At 34.1% G+C, this 17,965-nt stretch carries 14 protein-coding genes; 10 read left to right on the plus strand and 4 right to left on the minus strand.

The window, feature by feature from the left end:
- Positions 1–108 precede the first annotated feature (108 nt).
- The 3 genes from MHHB_RS01180 to minD all read left to right on the plus strand — a co-directional run bounded on the left by MHHB_RS01180 (position 109) and on the right by minD (position 4,468).
- Positions 109–2,085 carry a DNA topoisomerase VI subunit B gene (locus MHHB_RS01180; RefSeq protein WP_131006789.1) on the plus strand — a complete coding sequence of 659 codons (1,977 nt, stop codon included), beginning with the start codon at positions 109–111 and terminating at the stop codon, positions 2,083–2,085.
- A gap of 684 nt (positions 2,086–2,769) precedes the next feature.
- On the plus strand, positions 2,770–3,387 hold the full coding sequence (locus MHHB_RS01185) for an orotate phosphoribosyltransferase-like protein (protein WP_131006790.1): 618 nt from the start codon (positions 2,770–2,772) through the stop codon (positions 3,385–3,387).
- Positions 3,388–3,682: 295 nt separating this feature from the next.
- Positions 3,683–4,468: a cell division ATPase MinD gene (gene minD / locus MHHB_RS01190; protein WP_131006791.1), complete on the plus strand. Its 786-nt coding sequence runs from the start codon at positions 3,683–3,685 to the stop codon at positions 4,466–4,468.
- Between the two features lie 205 nt (positions 4,469–4,673).
- Here minD and thiI read toward each other — a convergent pair whose 3' ends face one another.
- The 4 genes from thiI to MHHB_RS01210 form a co-directional block, all read right to left on the minus strand.
- Entirely contained in the window at positions 4,674–5,849 is a 1,176-nt protein-coding gene (thiI, locus tag MHHB_RS01195; protein WP_131006792.1) for a tRNA uracil 4-sulfurtransferase ThiI, read from the minus strand.
- A 310-nt stretch (positions 5,850–6,159) separates the two neighbouring features.
- Positions 6,160–7,098 (minus strand): AEC family transporter, encoded by a 939-nt coding sequence (locus MHHB_RS01200; RefSeq protein WP_131006793.1) that lies wholly within the window; start codon positions 7,096–7,098, stop codon positions 6,160–6,162.
- Positions 7,099–7,110: 12 nt separating this feature from the next.
- Positions 7,111–7,563: a phosphopantetheine adenylyltransferase gene (locus tag MHHB_RS01205; protein ID WP_131006794.1), complete on the minus strand. Its 453-nt coding sequence runs from the start codon at positions 7,561–7,563 to the stop codon at positions 7,111–7,113.
- A 319-nt stretch (positions 7,564–7,882) separates the two neighbouring features.
- Entirely contained in the window at positions 7,883–9,070 is a 1,188-nt protein-coding gene (locus tag MHHB_RS01210) for a TIGR00375 family protein (RefSeq protein WP_131006795.1), read from the minus strand.
- A 555-nt stretch (positions 9,071–9,625) separates the two neighbouring features.
- Between MHHB_RS01210 and cobA the strand changes: the two genes are divergently transcribed.
- The 7 genes from cobA (at position 9,626) to MHHB_RS01245 (ending at position 17,948) form a co-directional block, all read left to right on the plus strand.
- Positions 9,626–10,348 carry a uroporphyrinogen-III C-methyltransferase gene (gene cobA / locus MHHB_RS01215; RefSeq protein ID WP_131006796.1) on the plus strand — a complete coding sequence of 241 codons (723 nt, stop codon included), beginning with the start codon at positions 9,626–9,628 and terminating at the stop codon, positions 10,346–10,348.
- Between the two features lie 90 nt (positions 10,349–10,438).
- Positions 10,439–11,026, plus strand: a complete 588-nt coding sequence (locus MHHB_RS01220; protein ID WP_131006797.1) for a flavodoxin family protein — start codon at positions 10,439–10,441, stop codon at positions 11,024–11,026.
- Positions 11,027–11,143: 117 nt separating this feature from the next.
- On the plus strand, positions 11,144–12,235 hold the full coding sequence (gene ftsZ, locus MHHB_RS01225; protein ID WP_131006798.1) for a cell division protein FtsZ: 1,092 nt from the start codon (positions 11,144–11,146) through the stop codon (positions 12,233–12,235).
- A gap of 300 nt (positions 12,236–12,535) precedes the next feature.
- Positions 12,536–13,849 (plus strand): DUF7343 domain-containing protein, encoded by a 1,314-nt coding sequence (locus MHHB_RS01230; protein WP_192893787.1) that lies wholly within the window; start codon positions 12,536–12,538, stop codon positions 13,847–13,849.
- Positions 13,849–14,892 (plus strand): cell wall-binding repeat-containing protein, encoded by a 1,044-nt coding sequence (locus MHHB_RS01235; protein WP_131006800.1) that lies wholly within the window; start codon positions 13,849–13,851, stop codon positions 14,890–14,892. Before MHHB_RS01230 ends, MHHB_RS01235 begins: the two co-directional genes overlap by 1 nt.
- Before the next feature lie 102 nt (positions 14,893–14,994).
- Positions 14,995–16,122 (plus strand): MJ1255/VC2487 family glycosyltransferase, encoded by a 1,128-nt coding sequence (locus MHHB_RS01240; RefSeq protein ID WP_131006801.1) that lies wholly within the window; start codon positions 14,995–14,997, stop codon positions 16,120–16,122.
- A 632-nt stretch (positions 16,123–16,754) separates the two neighbouring features.
- Entirely contained in the window at positions 16,755–17,948 is a 1,194-nt protein-coding gene (locus tag MHHB_RS01245) for a methanogenesis marker 16 metalloprotein (protein ID WP_131006802.1), read from the plus strand.
- Positions 17,949–17,965 lie beyond the last annotated feature (17 nt).

A 17,965-nucleotide genomic window follows, 5' to 3' on the forward strand; every position in this document is an offset into this window, starting at 1 on the left:
CAATAGCAAATTTAATACAACTTTATAATAACCTTATTTTTACCAGAGGTTTAATTTTTATGGTATTTTATCTATAGTAGTTAGTTATATACTACTCTCGGTGAAATTATGGGTGAAAAGAGTCCTATATTTGAAGAGTTTAAGGAACATTCTATCTCTGAATTTTTCAGGAAGAACAGGCATATGCTTGGATACAGTGGTAAGTTAAGGAGTATGACAACTATAATCCATGAGTTAGTAACTAACGCCTTAGATGCCTGTGAGGAGGCAGAAATACTACCTGATATAAAGGTGGAGATTAAAAAACTTGGAACAGATCACTATAGAGTTGCTGTAGAGGATAACGGGCCTGGTATACCCCCCGAATTTGTTTCCAAGGTATTTGGTAAGATGTTGGCAGGTTCTAAGATGCATCGCTTTGTGCAATCCCGGGGACAGCAAGGTATTGGAGCTGCAGGAGTGCTTCTCTTTGCCCAGATAACAACTGGAAAACCTCTGAAGATAACAACCTCCACTGGAGATGGAGAGATTCACATAATGGAGGTAAAAATGAATATTGAAAAGAACGAGGGGGATATTCTATCACATAAAGTGGAAAAAGGATATTGGAGAGGTACAAGAGTAGAAGGAGAGTTTAAAGAGGTTACTTACAGTAGAAGGGAGCAAGGACCTTACGAGTATCTAAGGAGAATAAGCTTATCCACTCCCCATGCAAGGATAACACTTGTGGATCCAGAGGAAACTGTTGTATTTGAGAGAACAGTTGATAAGATTCCTGAGCGTCCAGAGGAGATAAAACCCCACCCCTACGGTTTAACCCCCGATGAACTTCTTTACATATCACGGAAGACTAAGGCAAAGAAGATTTCCACCATGTTAGTTAAGGAACTGTCTAGAGTAACTCCAAATAAAGTTAAAGAACTTGAGGACTACATACTCAGGGACAAGATACTGGAGAGATACAGAGGGAGTGCACTCTGGGACTTAATATTAAAATGTTATCTCAAGGTGAATATTAAGAGATACCTAAAGAAGTTCTCCCAGTATCTTGATAAAAAGGAGTTGGAAGAGGTTAAGGAGATAATAAATGCCCTACCGGAGAGTTTATCCCAGTTGAAGGCATATTATCTAAAATACTTAATAATGGAGTACCTAATAGACAAGTTAAGTGAAGAAAAACTGAAAGAGATTAAAAGACATTTCAAAAAGAAACCTGAAAACTTCATAGATTTTGCAGAGAGGAACTATCTAAGTGCCTCTACAATGGAAGAGCTGAAGAAAAAACTTAGAGATATAACTAGGAAACCTAAGGAATTTGTAGAGGCCTTGAAAGATAAAGGTATGCTATCTGAGAGGGAGTTAGAAGAACTTAGAGAGGAGATAAGAAGACTATTAGATAAACCTTCTAAGGAAATGAAGTGGGAGGATGCAGAGTTGATTGTAAGAGCACTCCAGGATATGGAGTTTATAGCACCTTCTACCACAGGACTGAGGCCTATAGGTGCAGAAAATATTGAAAAATCCCTAAAAACCCTTAAACCTCAATTTGTAAAAGCTATAACTAGGAAGCCTAAAACCTACAAGGGAGGGATACCCTTTGCAGTTGAAGTAGGTTTAGCCTACGGGGGAAATGCAGGGAGAGAATCCGACAATACCAGGAAGATGGAGATAATGAGGTTTGCGAATCATGTACCTCTACTCTTTGACGCATCAGGTTGTGGTATAACCAGTGCTGTAAAGAGTATAAACTGGAGGAGATATGGCCTTAAAAACGAGGAGGATATACCTTTAACAGTGTTTGTAAATCTCGTTTCTACCCACATACCATACACATCTGCGGGAAAACAGGCTATTGCCTGTAGTTCTGAAGAGAACGAAGAGATATACAACGAGATCAGACAGTCCCTTATGATATGTGCAAGGGAACTTGAGAAGTATCTATCTAAGATAAGGAGAGAAAGGGAAGAAGAGAAAAAAAGAAAGTACATACTTAAGTACGCTACAATCTTTGCAGAGGGACTAGCCAACATAACTAACAGGCCCAAAGAAGAGATAGAGAAGAAAATAATAGAGCTGTTAAATTGATATTTTGGCTGTTTTATAGATTGCACAGCGAAACATTTAAAATATTTTCCATATATAATTATTCTTCATACTTTTTCTGCGTACCTGATATGTAGAGGTATGCTAAGACCTAATGGATGCAGGATTCTAAATTGCCCTGAAGATGTGGGAGTCACCGTTCCTCTCGAAAGCCAGTCAATGAAGATGAGGTTGGAAGGTTACTCACTACGATTAGTTTTATATGTTCCAAAAGTGGCGGGTAATCAGAACGAAATTAGTATAAAAATATAAAGTAAAAATTATATTCTAAAAACTTTTCTGAACATTATGGCAAAGATAATTGGATTAGATATACCACGGAGATCATCTTCCTCCAATCTTCAGAAGTGGATATATATTTGTTTTTATATTTTTTTCTTTTTTTATAATTTTTAATGTATTTCTAATATTATTTTTACCTTATTATTTTTATAACTCTTATTTTTATAACTCTTTTTATTAATTTTCAAACCATTACTTTAAATGAGAACTATGTAAAAGTCTTTAAAACTAACAATATTAAATTACCATTGAATACCCTTCTAAACACCAGAGGGGTAAAAATAAATGTTATAATTTTTATAATTATTTTGATTATTATAATACTTGAAGGTAAATACAATTTTTTAATTTTTTAATCTTTATTTCTATATCAAGGTGTATATTATGAAGAAGAGTCTGATAAAGAAGGTACTTGAACTTAGGGACGCTGGACTTACAGCTGTAGATATTGCAGAAGAGTTGAATGTATCTGTAGATACAGCCCTCTACTTAGTGCTAAATGGAGAGAAACTCCTAAGGGAATCTGAAGAGATTAAGGAAAAGGTGGAAAAAAAGACAGACATCTTTGTCAACTGGGACGATATAAAGATCTCCCCAAAGAGGTTGAGGTGTATCACTTCTATAATGTGTGATATGTTAAGTGATATAGAGTTCGACGTAGTACTTGGTATATCCACAGGAGGAATACCTCTAGGTATCCTGATCTCAGAGGAATTAAACAAGGATTTCTCTATTTATATCCCTAAAAAGCACCTACATGGCAGGGATAAATCTACTGGATTTATAGGACATAACTATCAGAGTATGGAGAGTAAAAGTATAGTTATAGTAGATGATGTAATAACTTCTGGAAACACCATAAAAGAGAGTATAAATTATGTAAAGAGTATAGGAAACCCTAAATGTGCTATAGTGGTAATAGATAAAAGTGGGATCGAGGAAATAAGGGGAGTTCCTGTAAGAGCTCTCTTCAGGGTAGGGACTGTTGAACTCTCCAAGTAATCCTGTATAAAAAACAATTAAAAACAAGAACTTTTAAGGTTGGTAAATCAATCAATTAAAAAGGATAAATAAGGTTTTACTATTTACCTATCTTCATCTTTTCTCATGTTCCTGGTACTGGAAAGGAAAGATAGGTTTTTAATTTATAATTTACAATATTATTCAGGAGTACTCATGAGGGATTGTAGATGAATAGTTCTTTTTCATCTTTTTTATATTTTTAACATTTATGAAGAGGTTAAAAAAATTATTCAAATGTATGAGTAGAGATACACATTTAAATTTGGTGATCTTGATGATTATTACTATAGCCTCTGGAAAGGGAGGGGTGGGAAAAACCACTGTAACTGCAAATTTAGGGGTAGCACTCTCAAAAATTGGAAAAAAGGTTCTCCTGGTAGATGGAGATATATCCATGGCCAATTTAGGTATAATATTTAACCTTGAAAAGAAAAAACCTTCTTTACACGAGGTCCTGTCAGGTGAATGTGATGTAAGGGAGGCCATATATAGACATAAAACAGGTGTCTATGTACTCCCTACAAGTCTGTCCATTGAGGGGTATAAAAAGTCAGATTTAGATCTTTTGCCAGAGGCCATATTAGATGTTGCAGACAACTACGATTACGTACTTATAGATGCTCCAGCTGGATTGAACAGGGACATGGCAGTTCATCTGGCGGTTGCAGATAAAGTCCTTATCGTCTTGACACCTGAACTGTTCTCTATATCAGATGGACTTAAGATAAAACAGAGTAGTGTAATGGCAGGTACTTCTATCTTAGGAGTGGTTCTAAATAGAACTGGTAGAGACTTTGGAGAGATGGGTGTTGAAGAGATAGAGATGATAATCGAAGAGAAAGTTATCTGTACGATTCCTGAAGATGAAAATATAAGAAATGCCACCTTGAAGAGGATGAGTGTTATAGAATACGCTCCAAAATCACCTTCTGCAGTAGCCCATATGGAGTTAGCCCTCAAAATTGTAGGTTCCTATGTGGATATACGTAAGATCGAGGAGGCGTATAAGGGAGGTATTTTAGATAGGATAAAGAAGTTACTCTGGAGATTTATGAGATGAGTTAATTAATTATAACAATAATCAATATAAATATAAGCAAAGCAAAATATTAAACTGTAAAAAATATAAGATCTTATTTCCTGGACTATATGGATAGAAGTAAACTTACTGTTTATTTTCCGAAGGCTCAGAATATCTATAGAAGTAAGTTAGTTCTATTAAGTTTTATTTTTTATCTTTTTGTGAAAAGATAATATTAAATATTTTATAAATGTAAATAAGGTTTTATCGTTCCTATTCTATTCAAAACATACTTCTCTAACTCTCTAACTTCCTCAATCTTCCCCCTTGTTACAGGATGCTTGGACACTGCAAAGCATTTTATATCCCTACTTGTAGATATGTTGTAAGTCCCTATCTTCTTTGCAATATCCATTATCTCCACTTTATCTAATCCAATGAGAGGACGAAATATAGGATAGGATATTCCTTCACTGATTACGTAAATATTCCGTAGTGTTTGAGATGCAACTTGTCCTATACTGTCACCAGTTGTTATACCCTCACAGTTAAATCTCCTTGCATACTCCTGTGCTATTTTTAACATGATTCTCTTACATATTATACAGGTATACTTCTCCTTTCCTATTTCTTCCAGGGATTTTCTTATACTTTGGAGAACCTCCTTATAGTCAAAAATTATAAGTTTCGAAGTTGGATCGTAATCTCTAAGTACCTCGTATATCCTTTTAACTTTCTCCAACCCTTCATCACTGATCTTTAAGTGAAGGAATACAGTACCACAACCCCTCTTCATCATAAGGAAACCCGCCACTGGACTGTCAATTCCATCAGATAGTAGCACTAAAACATTCCCTTGACTGTTGACAGGTAGGCCCCCTACACCCCTAAATACTTCGGTAAATATATAAACTCTATCTATAATCTCTATCCCGAGAGTTATCTGTGGATTTTTTAGATCTACCTTTAGAGTAATATCTTCTGGTTTATTTTTTTGGAAATTCTTCAATATACTCTCTCCGATATACCTGTTTATCTCCACAGATGTTAAGGAAAAGTTTTTCTTGACCCTCTGGGTTTTTACCCTGAAGGTTACAGTTCTCTCCCCCACTTCTTTAACTTTCCTAAGAAATACCTCCATGGCAGTCTTCTCTATCTCTTCCATATCTAGACTACACTCTACAGAAGGACTGAAGGATACAACTCCTGGTACCTTCTTTAAGATAGAGATAGCCCTATCTAAGTTATCACAGTCTAATTCTAAGAGTACTCTCCTGTGAAGTATCTTTACATTGCCTTTTATGTTGTATCTCTTAAGGGCCAACTTAATATTGTTTCTAAGTATACTCTCAAATTTTCTTCTGGTATCTCTAGACTTCACTCCTATCTCTCCATATCTTATGATTATTTTACTGTACATGTTTTTATCACTTGTATGTTGGTATGTAAAAATTGTGGTAAAATGGATTATGTATGATTATTATAAAACAATAATAAAATAATATAAAAGAAACATAACAATTATAGTCGAGTATATAAAAAGTATAAAAAAATAACGTCGGAAAGTAAAAATAATAAAAAAGACCTTTAGCTTCTCTTAGAAACATTTTCTGAAACTTGGAAAGATGAATTTTCTATCACCTGGATATTCATTCTCATCTCTATATTCATTAAATTATTCATTAATATTTCTTAATATAGATTACTTATCACTCTAGAATAAACACCTCCTATACCACTGGTGTTAATATTTCCCTTAAAATCGGTAGGAATAACAGTGAGATTATCGTTGTTATAAAACATGCCGAAGCTACCAACTTAATATCCAACCTGTAGAGAAGGGAGAAGACAAGGGACATCATTGCAGAAGGCATTGCAGATTGGAGGATCAGCACATTTTTCTCTAGCCCTCCAAGGGAGAATAGTACAGAGAATATTACTGCCAGAAGTGGGGCAATACCCATTCTAACTAGAAACGCCAGAATTCCATATCTAATACCAAACTTTGTTGAACTTGGAGATAGGGACAATCCTAAAGATATCATTATGAGAGGTACCGTGGCTTTAGAGAGATAATCCAAGGTATCTACTAAAAAAGTTGGAATATCTTCTATCCCTATGTCAAAGATTACAAAGAGGATACTTAGAATACATGCGATGAAAGGAGGGAATCTTAGAAGTTTCTTTATAATATACAGAAATGTAGGTCCTCCTTCCTTTCTACCTTCTCCAAAGGTTATACCTACAAAGGTTCCTATTAAAAGACTGGCTATGACACTCCCCATATCACAGAATATAGCCCTTACAAGGCCAGGATCACCGTAGAAACCGTAGATAATAGGATAACCTAAAAATCCAGTATTTCCTAAGGCACAGACTAGGATCAACCCGCCTATGGATCTCTTCTCCAACTTCAAATAACTTCCGAGTATATACCCCACAATACCACATAAAATGAAGATAAAAAATATTAAAATAGGTAATTTTATAAATAATGGTAACTCCTCAGGAGATACATTTTTTATTATAGTCAGAAATACAGTTGATGGCATGGAAATATAAACAACAACGTTGTTCAATACAGATCTATCTTCTTCCTTCAGTATCCCCAAGTACTTTGAGATATAACCAATAAAGATCAGTAAAACTATTATAATCATTATCTCCATTTATTCACCAGATTATCTTTTTAAAATTCTCCCCTCTATATCGATCTCTCCCTTTCTTATCCTCGTTGTGGATATAGGTTTGTTATTTTCATCTAATACGTAGTCAAAAACTACTATCTCTAAAGGTTTTAAGTTATTATTTGATCTTATCTCATTTATCTTTCTAGCGTTTTTCTCTGTCTCCTTGGTGACTACTATGATATCGTAGTCCTTAACTGTGGCGTCTCCGTAGGGATCGTCTATTACTACTATATGATAGGGTACATTTAAAGTGTCTAAAAAATCCCTTAAATTCTTCAATCTAACATTTAAGGGGTTTACACTGTGGGACTTATAGGTTTTTACAAATCTATCTGAAGTTATACCTACGTAGAGCTCTCCAAACTGGGAAGCGTACTTCAAAAGTTCTTTATGTCCCTTGTGAAGGATATCGAAGGTACCTCCTACTACCACCTTTTTAAGCATTTTATCCCAAAAAAGTTTGGATAAGTTATAATTTATTATTGTTATATCTACCTTCAGTCTCAACTACTTAATTGTTATTTTTAATTCTATTAGATTTTAATTATTAGATTTATCGTCAATTAATCAAAAATAATAAAAATTAAATAGTTATTTAAAAAATAATAAGATAAAAAATGGATATGATTGTTCTGACAACAAAGTATAAACGGTAGGTAATCTCGGTAGAAGAGAGGATTCTTCAAACACCTTCTAACTATAACCTGTTGGAGATTCTTTATCATGGTTAGAGTTCTGTAGCTATTAAAATCCTGTTTTATTGTTATTTGGGCTCTAACCAACTATCTAAGGTAGTTACTGGTTTGTACCATCTGATCTTTGGAGGAGTTTTTAATATCCTGCCGTATTCCCCTCCACCTCCAGGGTAGTAGTATATCTTATTTTTTCGAAACATCTCAATAGTTCTACCAACCTTCTCATGTACCTTTATTAAGTTAGAGATATCCTCCTTAATAAGGACGTTTATCTCATTACCGAAGAGTTCGACATATCTCTTCCATAGGTTTTCAACTGCTTTGGAATCAATACTTTTCCCAATAGAAAGAGAAATTATCTGGGAGAGAGAAACTATCTTGTAGTAGGGAGGTCTGAACTCTGGGTGGATGATCTTCTTATCCTTGGACAACTCCAAGGTTCTATCGTAGACTCCTTTTTTTATAACTCCTCCACATTTAGCACATCTGTAGTTCAATTTTATAGCATCCTCTATACGGTACCTTAAATAGCACTTTGAACAGGCTGTTAGGTGATACTTCCCAAGGGCAGGATCTAAGCCATAGTTTGCAACAATTTTGTTATGTTTTATAGATTTTTTTATCTCTTCAAAGTTCTCCTCAAGATCTCCAATACTCCTTACCTTAAATTGATTAAATTCCCTCCCTAGTCTATAAGGATAATAGGAGTGGGCATCGGAATTGCTTAGAAACGGTATATCTCTAAGTTCCTGGACCATGTCTCCCATGTCAGTATCTGCAGATAATCCTAACTCCACAAAATCAGGTTTTCTCTCGTAACACTGATATATAGAATCGAAGGACTTGTAAAGACTGGTGTATGGGGTGAAGGCATGGGCAGGTCCTATCAACCCTCCAGTCTCTCTAACTATCTCTAACAGCTCCCCTCCCCTAAGGACAACTTTGGGCCTACCTTCACTGTCTATGTTGTTGGAGTATCTCTTCAATTTCTCTCTAAGTTCGTAAGCCTTGGATATAGAAGGTAATAACACAAGGTGATGGACGCGATCTTTATCTTCTATCTCCACAGTTAAAATCAGATTGCTATCCTTATACTTCTCAATCTCCTGAAGATGTTTAGGATGGAGACAATCCCCAGTACCAACTATATGGAGTCCTTTCAATTTTCCATATTTCAGCACATTCTCTATATTCATATATTTAGAAGTTCCCCCTGCAAATCTTGAGTGTATATGTAGATCACAGTTTACTATCAAAATATCACCTAAAAATAAAAAATTATATATTACCATCTTACTGTCTACTAATAAAAAAGATGTTCTATCGGGATTTAATGAAGATATCATCTCTTTTTCAATACACAGGGACGTCTTGGAGACGATAGCAAGATCTCTACTCCTTTATGCCTTTACTCCTTTTAAAATCAACAATGATAATAAAACTACAAAATAAAAAATTAAACCTTAGTCTCTATCAAAGTAGAATTAAAAGTAATATTTAAACCCTAGTTCCTATCAGAGTTATATCTTCTAACTCCCAATCTGTTGAATATCTCTTAATATTACAATAGAGTTATACCTTTGTTGATGGGTCATAATAATACAGTTATCTATGAGATTTATTTCACTCCTTAAATGTTCAGGTATATTCAAGGAGACATTTTATATTTACCAGTGTTTTTAAAGGTTTTTATAATTTTTAACAATCTCTTTTTTATATCTTAACTTATATCTTAACTTTTATAATTAATTGATATCTATTTTTTATCTTGGAGATTGGGATTTGCTTTTATAAATATAAGGTGAGAAGTGATGAAGGTAATTCTTGTAGGTGCGGGGCCTGGAGATGAAGAACTAATAACTATAAAAGGACTAAAAGCTATAAAAAGTGGAGATGTAATTATCTATGACGATCTGATAAATAAAAACCTACTAAAGTATGCCAAGGAAGATGCAGAGTTAATATACGTAGGTAAAAGGAAGGGAAAACACTCCTACAAACAGGAGGATATCAATAGACTGTTGGTAGAAAAGGTCAAGGAAAACAAGGTTGTAGTTAGATTGAAAGGTGGGGATCCCTTTGTGTTTGGAAGGGGGGGAGAAGAAGTGCTCTATTTAAAGAAACATAATATACCTTACGAGGTTATCCCTGGTATCACATCGGCAATAGCAGTCCCAGAGGTTGCAGGTATTCCCCTAACCTACAGGAAGATATCTACATCTTTTACAGTGGTCACAGGACATGAAGCAGAGGATAAGGAAGAAAAGCAGGTAAAACTGAGGAATCTAAACGGAGACACTATTGTAATACTTATGGGAATAACTAACTTAGAGGAACATGTGGAAGAACTTCTGAAAAACCCCCGTAGGAGTGAGGATACCCCAGTGGCTATAATAACCAGAGGTACTACTGAACGTCAGAAGGTAATAAAGGGAACCTTGGGAAATATTGTTAAAAAGGCTAAAGAGAACAGTGTTAAACCTCCAGGTGTTATAGTTGTAGGGGATGTTGTAAATGTGTTAGATAATATATAAAAATAATAAATAAATATTTATATAAATAAATAAAGTAAATATAAAAATAAAAGTAGTAGTAAAATATTGTAAGAAGTATGGGGTGATACTATGAAGGTCTTAGGAATATGTGGTTCTCCAAGGAATGGAAACACTGCCTTCTTGGTGAAGGAAGCTTTAAAAGCTGTTGAGGATGAAGGTATTGAAACTGAGTATATCTCATTAGCAGAGAAGGAGTTAAATCCCTGTTTAGCCTGTGATGAGTGTAAAAAAGAGGGGAAGTGTGTAATAATGGATGATATTAACGATATACTGGAAGAAATGGTGAGGGCAGAGGGTATTATCATAGGTTCTCCAGTTTACTTTGGTAGTGTCAGTGCTCAGTTAAAAATGCTCTTCGATAGGTCCAGACCTTATAGGCGAGGATTTAAACTGAAGAATAAGGTAGGTGGGGCAATAGCTGTAGGGGCTTCAAGAAATGGAGGTCAAGAGACAACAGTGAGAGATATCCACAACTTCATGTTTATACACTCTATGATAGTAGTGGGAGATAGCGATCCAAGTGCTCATTACGGAGGTACAGGTGTAGGAGGACATGTAGAGGACTGTAAAAAAGATGAAATTGGTATAGAAACTTCAAGAAACTTAGGTAAAAGAGTTGCTGAAGTGGTGAAGTTAATATATAACAGAAATATTTAAATATTTTTTATACATAAATTAATATCTATTTTAAAAAATTTAAAATATTAATGTAAAAAGTAATTAATAATTAAAAATAAATTACACAATAATTATTAATAACTTAGGAGGATGATCATGAGATTAGTTAATGAAGCACTTTCTAGAAAGACTGATCAACAGTATGGTACTAATTTACAGAAGGAAAATATTGGAAAAGTGAATATTCTCGTAGTAGGTTGTGGAGGTGCAGGAAACAATACAATCCATAGACTTATGGAGATGGGTATCAAGGGGGCAGAAACTATCGCCTTAAATACAGATAAGCAACATCTAGAACATATAAATGCTGACAAGAAGATACTGATCGGATCTACACTGACAAGAGGTCTCGGTGCTGGAGGTTACCCTGAAATTGGGAGAAAGTCCGCTGAATTAGCTAGGGGCGTACTGGAAGATGTTCTAAAAAATGCCGACTTAGTATTCGTTACTGCAGGGTTAGGTGGAGGTACAGGAACCGGTTCTGCCCCAGTAGTAGCTGAGATAGCCAAGGAACAGGGGGCTATAGTAATTGGGGTTGTTACCTATCCATTTAAGATAGAGAGGGCGAGGTTAAAGAAGGCAGAAGAAGGTCTTGAAAGATTAACTGAAGCCTGTGATACCGTTATTGTAATAGACAACAACAAGCTGTTGGAGTTAGTACCTAACTTACCGATAAACGATGCATTTAAGGTTGCAGATGAAATTATCGCCAATGCAGTTAAGGGTATAACTGAGACTATATCTGAAAAAAGTCTAATAAACATCGACTATGCAGATGTGAAAGCAGTTATGACAAATGGAGGAGTAGCTATGATAGGGGTTGGTGAGGTGGATTCTGATACCAAAGGGGATAGGGTTGAAAGGGTAGTTAAAGAGGCTATGAACTGTCCACTGTTGGACATAGACTATACAGGGGCAACAGGAGCCTTGATACATATAACTGGAGGTCCAGATTTATCCTTAGATGAAGCTGTGAGAATTGGAGAGAAGATTACAGAGAATCTCAACCCAGATGCTAACGTAATATGGGGAGCAAGGATAGATCCATCCATGGAGGGATGTTTGAGAGTCATGGCGATAGTTACAGGTGTAAAGTCTCCTAACATATTTGGTAGTGACAAACGTCCAAAGAAGATATTATCTAAACCTAAAAAGAGTGATTCCCTGGGAATAGATTATATAGTATAAATAAAATAATCTTTTTCTATCATTACGTTTAATATTATACTATAATTATACTAATTAATATTATATTCAATATTCCGTCTAAACAATCACTTGAAAATATATTTTTACTTTTTCTCCACGTTTCCTGGATACTGGGAGAGTTAGAGGGTTTATATCATTGGGGAATTAGTATTTTATCTTTTTCCTTTTTGCAGACAGCTTCAAAAAAACTACAAGGAAAAAAATAGACTGACTGTTAAAGTTTTTAACTTTTACTGTTATTTTGTAATTTTAATGTTTAACAGTAACAAGGGAAATAAGATGGTGGTAAAAAAGTACATTGTAATAATTCTTTTCATGTTTTTTACAGTTGTGAATGTAAGTGAGGCTATAAAGTTCGAAAATTATAATGTAGTGTTTAATATAAATCAGAGTGACGGCGTACATGGAAACATCTACTTAGCTATGTACAACAACGACTCTGAGAAAATTTCCAATATTACATACATTCTACCTCACATCATCCATAACGTGAAGGTAACATCTAACAAAAATATAAGTCATATAGACGAATTCTATGAAGAAGGTTCTACTAAGATAACAATAAAATTTAAAGATCCTATAAAAAAAGGAGAAAGGTGTTATATTAACATTAGTTTTGATGGAGATATGATCTGGAATAAATATGGAAAAAAGATGTTTTCAGCGACAATACCTGCTGTAAATTCCAACTTCACCATGACTGTAATATTGCCACAAGGAGCTTCTGTAGTATCTCCTGCAGAGGGTCTTTTAAGTATAACACCTCAAGATTATACCATAGACACTGATGGTAAGAGAATATATATAAGGTGGAATAGAAAACTAAGCAAAGAAGACAAATATTTTACAGCAACCGTATCCTATATATTACAACCTGTTAACTATACCACTAACAAAAATGCACTACTTAATGATTTTTACTACAACCTTCTACTCGTAATACTTGTGTTGGTAGTAATTGGAGCTCTCTATGGAGTATACTACGAAAAAAAGAAAGTTGCAAAAAGAGACAAAGTTATAAAAGAGTTGTCGGAAAGAGTTAACAACCTGGTAAATGATTTAAATACTCTCAAGATAGAGTTGGAAAATAAAGAAGATATTATTTCAGAGTTGAAAAGAAAAAATAGTGAATTAGTAGATGAGTTGAGTAATCAGCTTGAGAGTTATAAAAGTGACGTTATAAAGTTGAATGTTAAACTGGAAGAGTTGGAAGATGCCAATAAAAAGTACAGGGAAGAGTTAGAAAAAAATAAAGAGATAATCTCTGAGAAGGAAAAAATTATAGAAGATTTGAAGAATACCATTAAGACGTACAAGAACAATATAGAAGAGTTAAAGAAAAAGATAAAGGAGTATGAAAAAACTTTAAAGAATATGTTGATGGATATACTCACGGAAGAGGAGAAAACTATTGTAAATCTAATAAAAGAGTATGGTGAAATCACCCAGAAAGAGATTGTAGAGATTACAGGAATGAGCAAACCTAAGGTCTCCAGGATAGTGGCAGATCTTGAGAATAGAGGTATAATAAAAAAAGTTAAAATTGGTAGGATAAATAAGTTGGCGTTGACAGATAAGTTTAGGTGGGAATAATGAAAGGAAGATGTATTATTTTTATTTTTTTACTGTTAATACCTTGTAGTGTAGAGGGATTAGTTATTGGAGAAGAAAAACCTTCTCTTGTCGATACCGTAGTTATTACAAATAACAACTGGCCAGATTGTATAATCGCTACAGAGTATGCGTATAAAGTAGATGGAGTTGTACTCCAGATTAACAATGGCTATTTGGATCCTTCTATAGAGTCCTTCATTGAAGCTGTTGCACCAAAGAGAATAGTTATTGTAGGGGGTCCTTTGGCAGTTTCCTACAGTGTTGAAGAGAAATTGAAGAAGTACGGTGATGTTATAAGGATATGGGGGCCTACAAGGGTTGAAACCTGTGAGGAAATTCTTAAGATGATAAACAGTGAGAAAGAAAAGGTTTTAGTAAATAGTACAAACTTCAGAGATGTTGTGGAAGTAATCTCTCATGGTTATATACCTGTTTACTCTTTTATAAATGTTTATAATCCTAACGATGTTGTAAGGATTTATAGGGATGACGGTACCGTTGAGTTGTACTATTTCAAGAATAAAAAATTTATTGGTAGATATGAGAAGAAGTATGTTTTAGAGTTACCTGGTGAAATCTTGGTTCTAAGCCGATGTCCAAATATGGATATTAAGTTCACAAACAATAAATACATATCTAAATTTGGATATAAACTACTAGACTTAAGGAATATCTCCTTAAGTTCTAACTCTAAGTATTTGGTAGAGGTAAATAAAAATACACCTTCTGCAGTGCTTCTCTCAAAGTATCTTAAGATACCTATGGTATACGATGGTACGAAAATCCGTAGTGGTTATCATGTTATAACTTTTGAAAATGATCCTGTTGATAGTAGTATTACCGTTGCTGTAGATATACTTGTTTTTAAGAAGACTGTGGAACTGTACAGCAAAAATAACGATCTAAAACAATCCCTGTACGAGGCAAAAACACAACTGTGGTCTAAGAATATTCCTGTTGAAAAATACAACATACCTTACTCCTGTTTGGAGGAATACGTGAATAAGAAATTAACAAAGTGATTATGTACTTTTGAGGAACTATTTAAATTAAAAATAATAAAGTATATTAGTATTATTAGTATTATTGTTAATTGTTATAAAAATAATATAAACGGGGTTACTATGAAAATTCTTATATCTGTATGTGGTGAGGGATTTGGACACACAACTAGATGTCTTGCTATAGGAGAAGAGTTATCAAAGGAACATGAAGTTAAATTTATAGCATATGGAAAGAGTATGGATTTTATAAAAAAGTGTAATTACGAAGTTTTTGAAACTTATCCAGAAGTTAAATTAACTGGGTATAACGGTAGATTTGATATTAAAGGGAGTATATTCAACAGAGAAAATAGACCTACAATGGCTATAAAGAGAGAGTTAGAGATAGTAAAGAAGTATAAACCTGATCTCATTATTGTTGACTGTAAATACAGCACTGCTCTAGTTGCAAAGTTATTAAATATTCCCTTCTATATAGTTACAAATCAGAATTACACCAGATCCCATGATAATAGAAAGTTCATCATTTATCCTGTTATAAGACTTCTAAATATAATAAATAAACGATCTAAAGGAGTAATAGTGCCTGATCTTCCAATGCCTTATACCATCTGTGAATACAACCTAACTATGTTAGATAACCTTCAGTTTATTGGACCTTTAATTAGATACAATGTGAATGGTGACGAAGGTGAAGATGGTGATTATATCCTCAGTATAATAGGAGGGTTTGAATACAGATACAGGATATTAGAGTTACTAAATGAGATATCCAAAAGAAAAGGTATTAATGTAAAAATGGTATGTGGAAGTTATGAAATTGCAAGAAAACTTAGAAGAATAAAATCTCCAAATGTAGAGATAATACCATTCACAACTAATATGGAGGATCTTATAAGAAGGTGTTCCTTCATTGTATGTCATGGAGGACATTCTACTCTCATGGAAGCTGTAAGTTTTGGGAAGCCTGTTATCACCATTCCAGATCTCTATCACCCTGAGCAGGAAAACAATAGTAGAAAGATAGGAGATCTAAAATGTGGATTAGCCCTCAGTCATATCAATTTAGAGAACACGTTGGAGTGGACCATAGACGAAATAATGGACAATCCTATCTACTTTAAGAATGCGAGGAAGTTAAAGGAGTTATGTAAGTTTTACAACGGTAGGGCAAATATAAGGGAGATTGTAAGGAAACATGAAAGAAATAGTAGATTAGAAGAGATTATATCCCTGAAGTTTTCATAAAAAATTAAGTTAAAGTTAAAGAAGTTATTATAAAAAATAAAATTTTTACTCTTTTTGTTATTCCTGAACCTTGGGGAGAAGAGACTCCCTATCTTATCTTAATGTTCAGTAAACATTATGAGATATAGATATAGTTAATAATTTTGTTTTTATTTATTAATTATTTTTTATGAGGATTCCTCCAATATTTACAGTGATGAACATTGAGGAGATAATATCGATATTTGTTATCATTTTATTATCTATACACATACCTAAACACTTTTTGAACAAACAGCAACTGTTAAAAAATAATAAAATTATAAACATTATAAACGATATTATAAACTATAAACAGAGAATAACTAAAATTAAAATTATAAAATTAAAAAATTATTTTCTGGACTACATAAAATGCTGGAGAAGTATTTAAGATTCCTATTAAATCTTTTCTTAAGAGAGGTTTTTTACATTTTTCTAGGTATTTTTCATTATTTTTTGTTATAAGTTTAAAAGTTTAAAAAGGGTATGTTCTAGGCTATATTATTTTTATTTTATCTTCTTTTAATGAGTAAGGTAATTATTAATTTATTAAACTAATTTATTAAAATGAAAATGTCATGCTTGACAATACTTAATTAAAAGGTGTTGTCATGGATGAATCTAAAACTGAAGACAAGGTAGTGGTAACTGTAGAAGAACTAAAAAAGATGGTAAGAAACAATGAAGAAGATAAGATAGATGAGATAGATATCGTTACAACTGCCACCTCTGGAATAATGTCAGGTACTATGGTGATACTCCATATACCTGTAGCTGAACCTGGAACCTTTAGGAAGGGGGAAAGAATATACTTAAACGGTATAAAAGGATACATAGGTCCCTGTCCAAATGAGTACTTAGGTTCTGTAGATGTTGTAGTATACGGTACAAGTTATGTGGAAGATTACGGAGGAGGGTTCCTATTTAAAGATCTAGTTGCAGGTAAGGAGATAGACATCCTTTTAGAGAGTGAGGGAAGAAGATACGAGAGGACCATAACCTTGGATGATATCCCCACTGCAAAAATGATAGGGACGAGGATGGCGTTTAAAAATTACCTAGCCTTTACCAACTTAGGAGAGAAACCTGTAAAGACTATTTTCCACCGAAGAAAGATGAAAAAAGGAGAAGCTTCATTTTCAGGATGTGGAGAATTAAACCCTCTCCAAAATATGTGCTGTGATGAGAGGAGTCTAATTGGAAAGAAGGTGTTGTTGAACGGTGCTGAAGGCGTAATACTTGGATTTGGAACGAGAAGTTCACCAGAGAAGGGGAATATTATGATATCTGCGGATATGCGTAACATGGATCCCTACTACTTAGGTGGTTTTATCACTTCTGGAGGTGTGGAGGTGTTTAATACTGTTGCAGTGCCTGTGGAGGTTGATGAGAAAAATAAAGAATTCTTAAAAACCTTAGATGAAGATATACCTCTACCTCTTGTGAATGTGGTAGGGAGGAGTATTATAGATGTGGGCAACTACGCCCAGGTATGGAAGGATGCCGATTTAAGACCCAATATAAATATCTATAGGTGTAGGAACTGTGATGTATGTATTCCTATGGAGATGTGTCCAACAAAAGCTATAAAGAGGATGTCTCATTTGGGAAACAGACCACTACCAACAGAGGACTGCTTTGGATGTGGTGTCTGCACAGGTGCCTGTCCTTATGGTATCTACTCAATGAAGTTGAACAGTATCTTAGAAGTACCTATAACCTGTAGGCAGTCAGATAGAGAAAGAGCCATAAAGTTATGTAGAGAACTTAAAAGGAGGATAGAGAGAGGAGAGTTTAAACTTTAAAATTTTTGCTGATTTAC

It is taken from the genome of Methanofervidicoccus abyssi, from assembly GCF_004310395.1.
In the GTDB taxonomy this organism is placed as follows: Archaea; AGJL01; Methanococci; order Methanococcales; family Methanococcaceae; genus Methanofervidicoccus; species Methanofervidicoccus abyssi.

Excerpts from the sequence above, each read along its gene's own strand:
- MHHB_RS01180 (WP_131006789.1), top strand. The coding sequence starts at position 109 with ATGGGTGAAAAGAGTCCTATATTTGAAGAGTTTAAGGAACATTCTATC.
- MHHB_RS01185 (WP_131006790.1), top strand. The coding sequence starts at position 2,770 with ATGAAGAAGAGTCTGATAAAGAAGGTACTTGAACTTAGGGACGCTGGA.
- minD (WP_131006791.1), top strand. The coding sequence starts at position 3,683 with ATGATTATTACTATAGCCTCTGGAAAGGGAGGGGTGGGAAAAACCACT.
- thiI (WP_131006792.1), bottom strand. The coding sequence starts at position 5,849 with ATGTACAGTAAAATAATCATAAGATATGGAGAGATAGGAGTGAAGTCT.
- MHHB_RS01200 (WP_131006793.1), bottom strand. The coding sequence starts at position 7,098 with ATGGAGATAATGATTATAATAGTTTTACTGATCTTTATTGGTTATATC.
- MHHB_RS01205 (WP_131006794.1), bottom strand. The coding sequence starts at position 7,563 with ATGCTTAAAAAGGTGGTAGTAGGAGGTACCTTCGATATCCTTCACAAG.
- cobA (WP_131006796.1), top strand. The coding sequence starts at position 9,626 with ATGAAGGTAATTCTTGTAGGTGCGGGGCCTGGAGATGAAGAACTAATA.
- MHHB_RS01220 (WP_131006797.1), top strand. The coding sequence starts at position 10,439 with ATGAAGGTCTTAGGAATATGTGGTTCTCCAAGGAATGGAAACACTGCC.
- ftsZ (WP_131006798.1), top strand. The coding sequence starts at position 11,144 with ATGAGATTAGTTAATGAAGCACTTTCTAGAAAGACTGATCAACAGTAT.
- MHHB_RS01230 (WP_192893787.1), top strand. The coding sequence starts at position 12,536 with ATGGTGGTAAAAAAGTACATTGTAATAATTCTTTTCATGTTTTTTACA.
- MHHB_RS01235 (WP_131006800.1), top strand. The coding sequence starts at position 13,849 with ATGAAAGGAAGATGTATTATTTTTATTTTTTTACTGTTAATACCTTGT.
- MHHB_RS01240 (WP_131006801.1), top strand. The coding sequence starts at position 14,995 with ATGAAAATTCTTATATCTGTATGTGGTGAGGGATTTGGACACACAACT.
- MHHB_RS01245 (WP_131006802.1), top strand. The coding sequence starts at position 16,755 with ATGGATGAATCTAAAACTGAAGACAAGGTAGTGGTAACTGTAGAAGAA.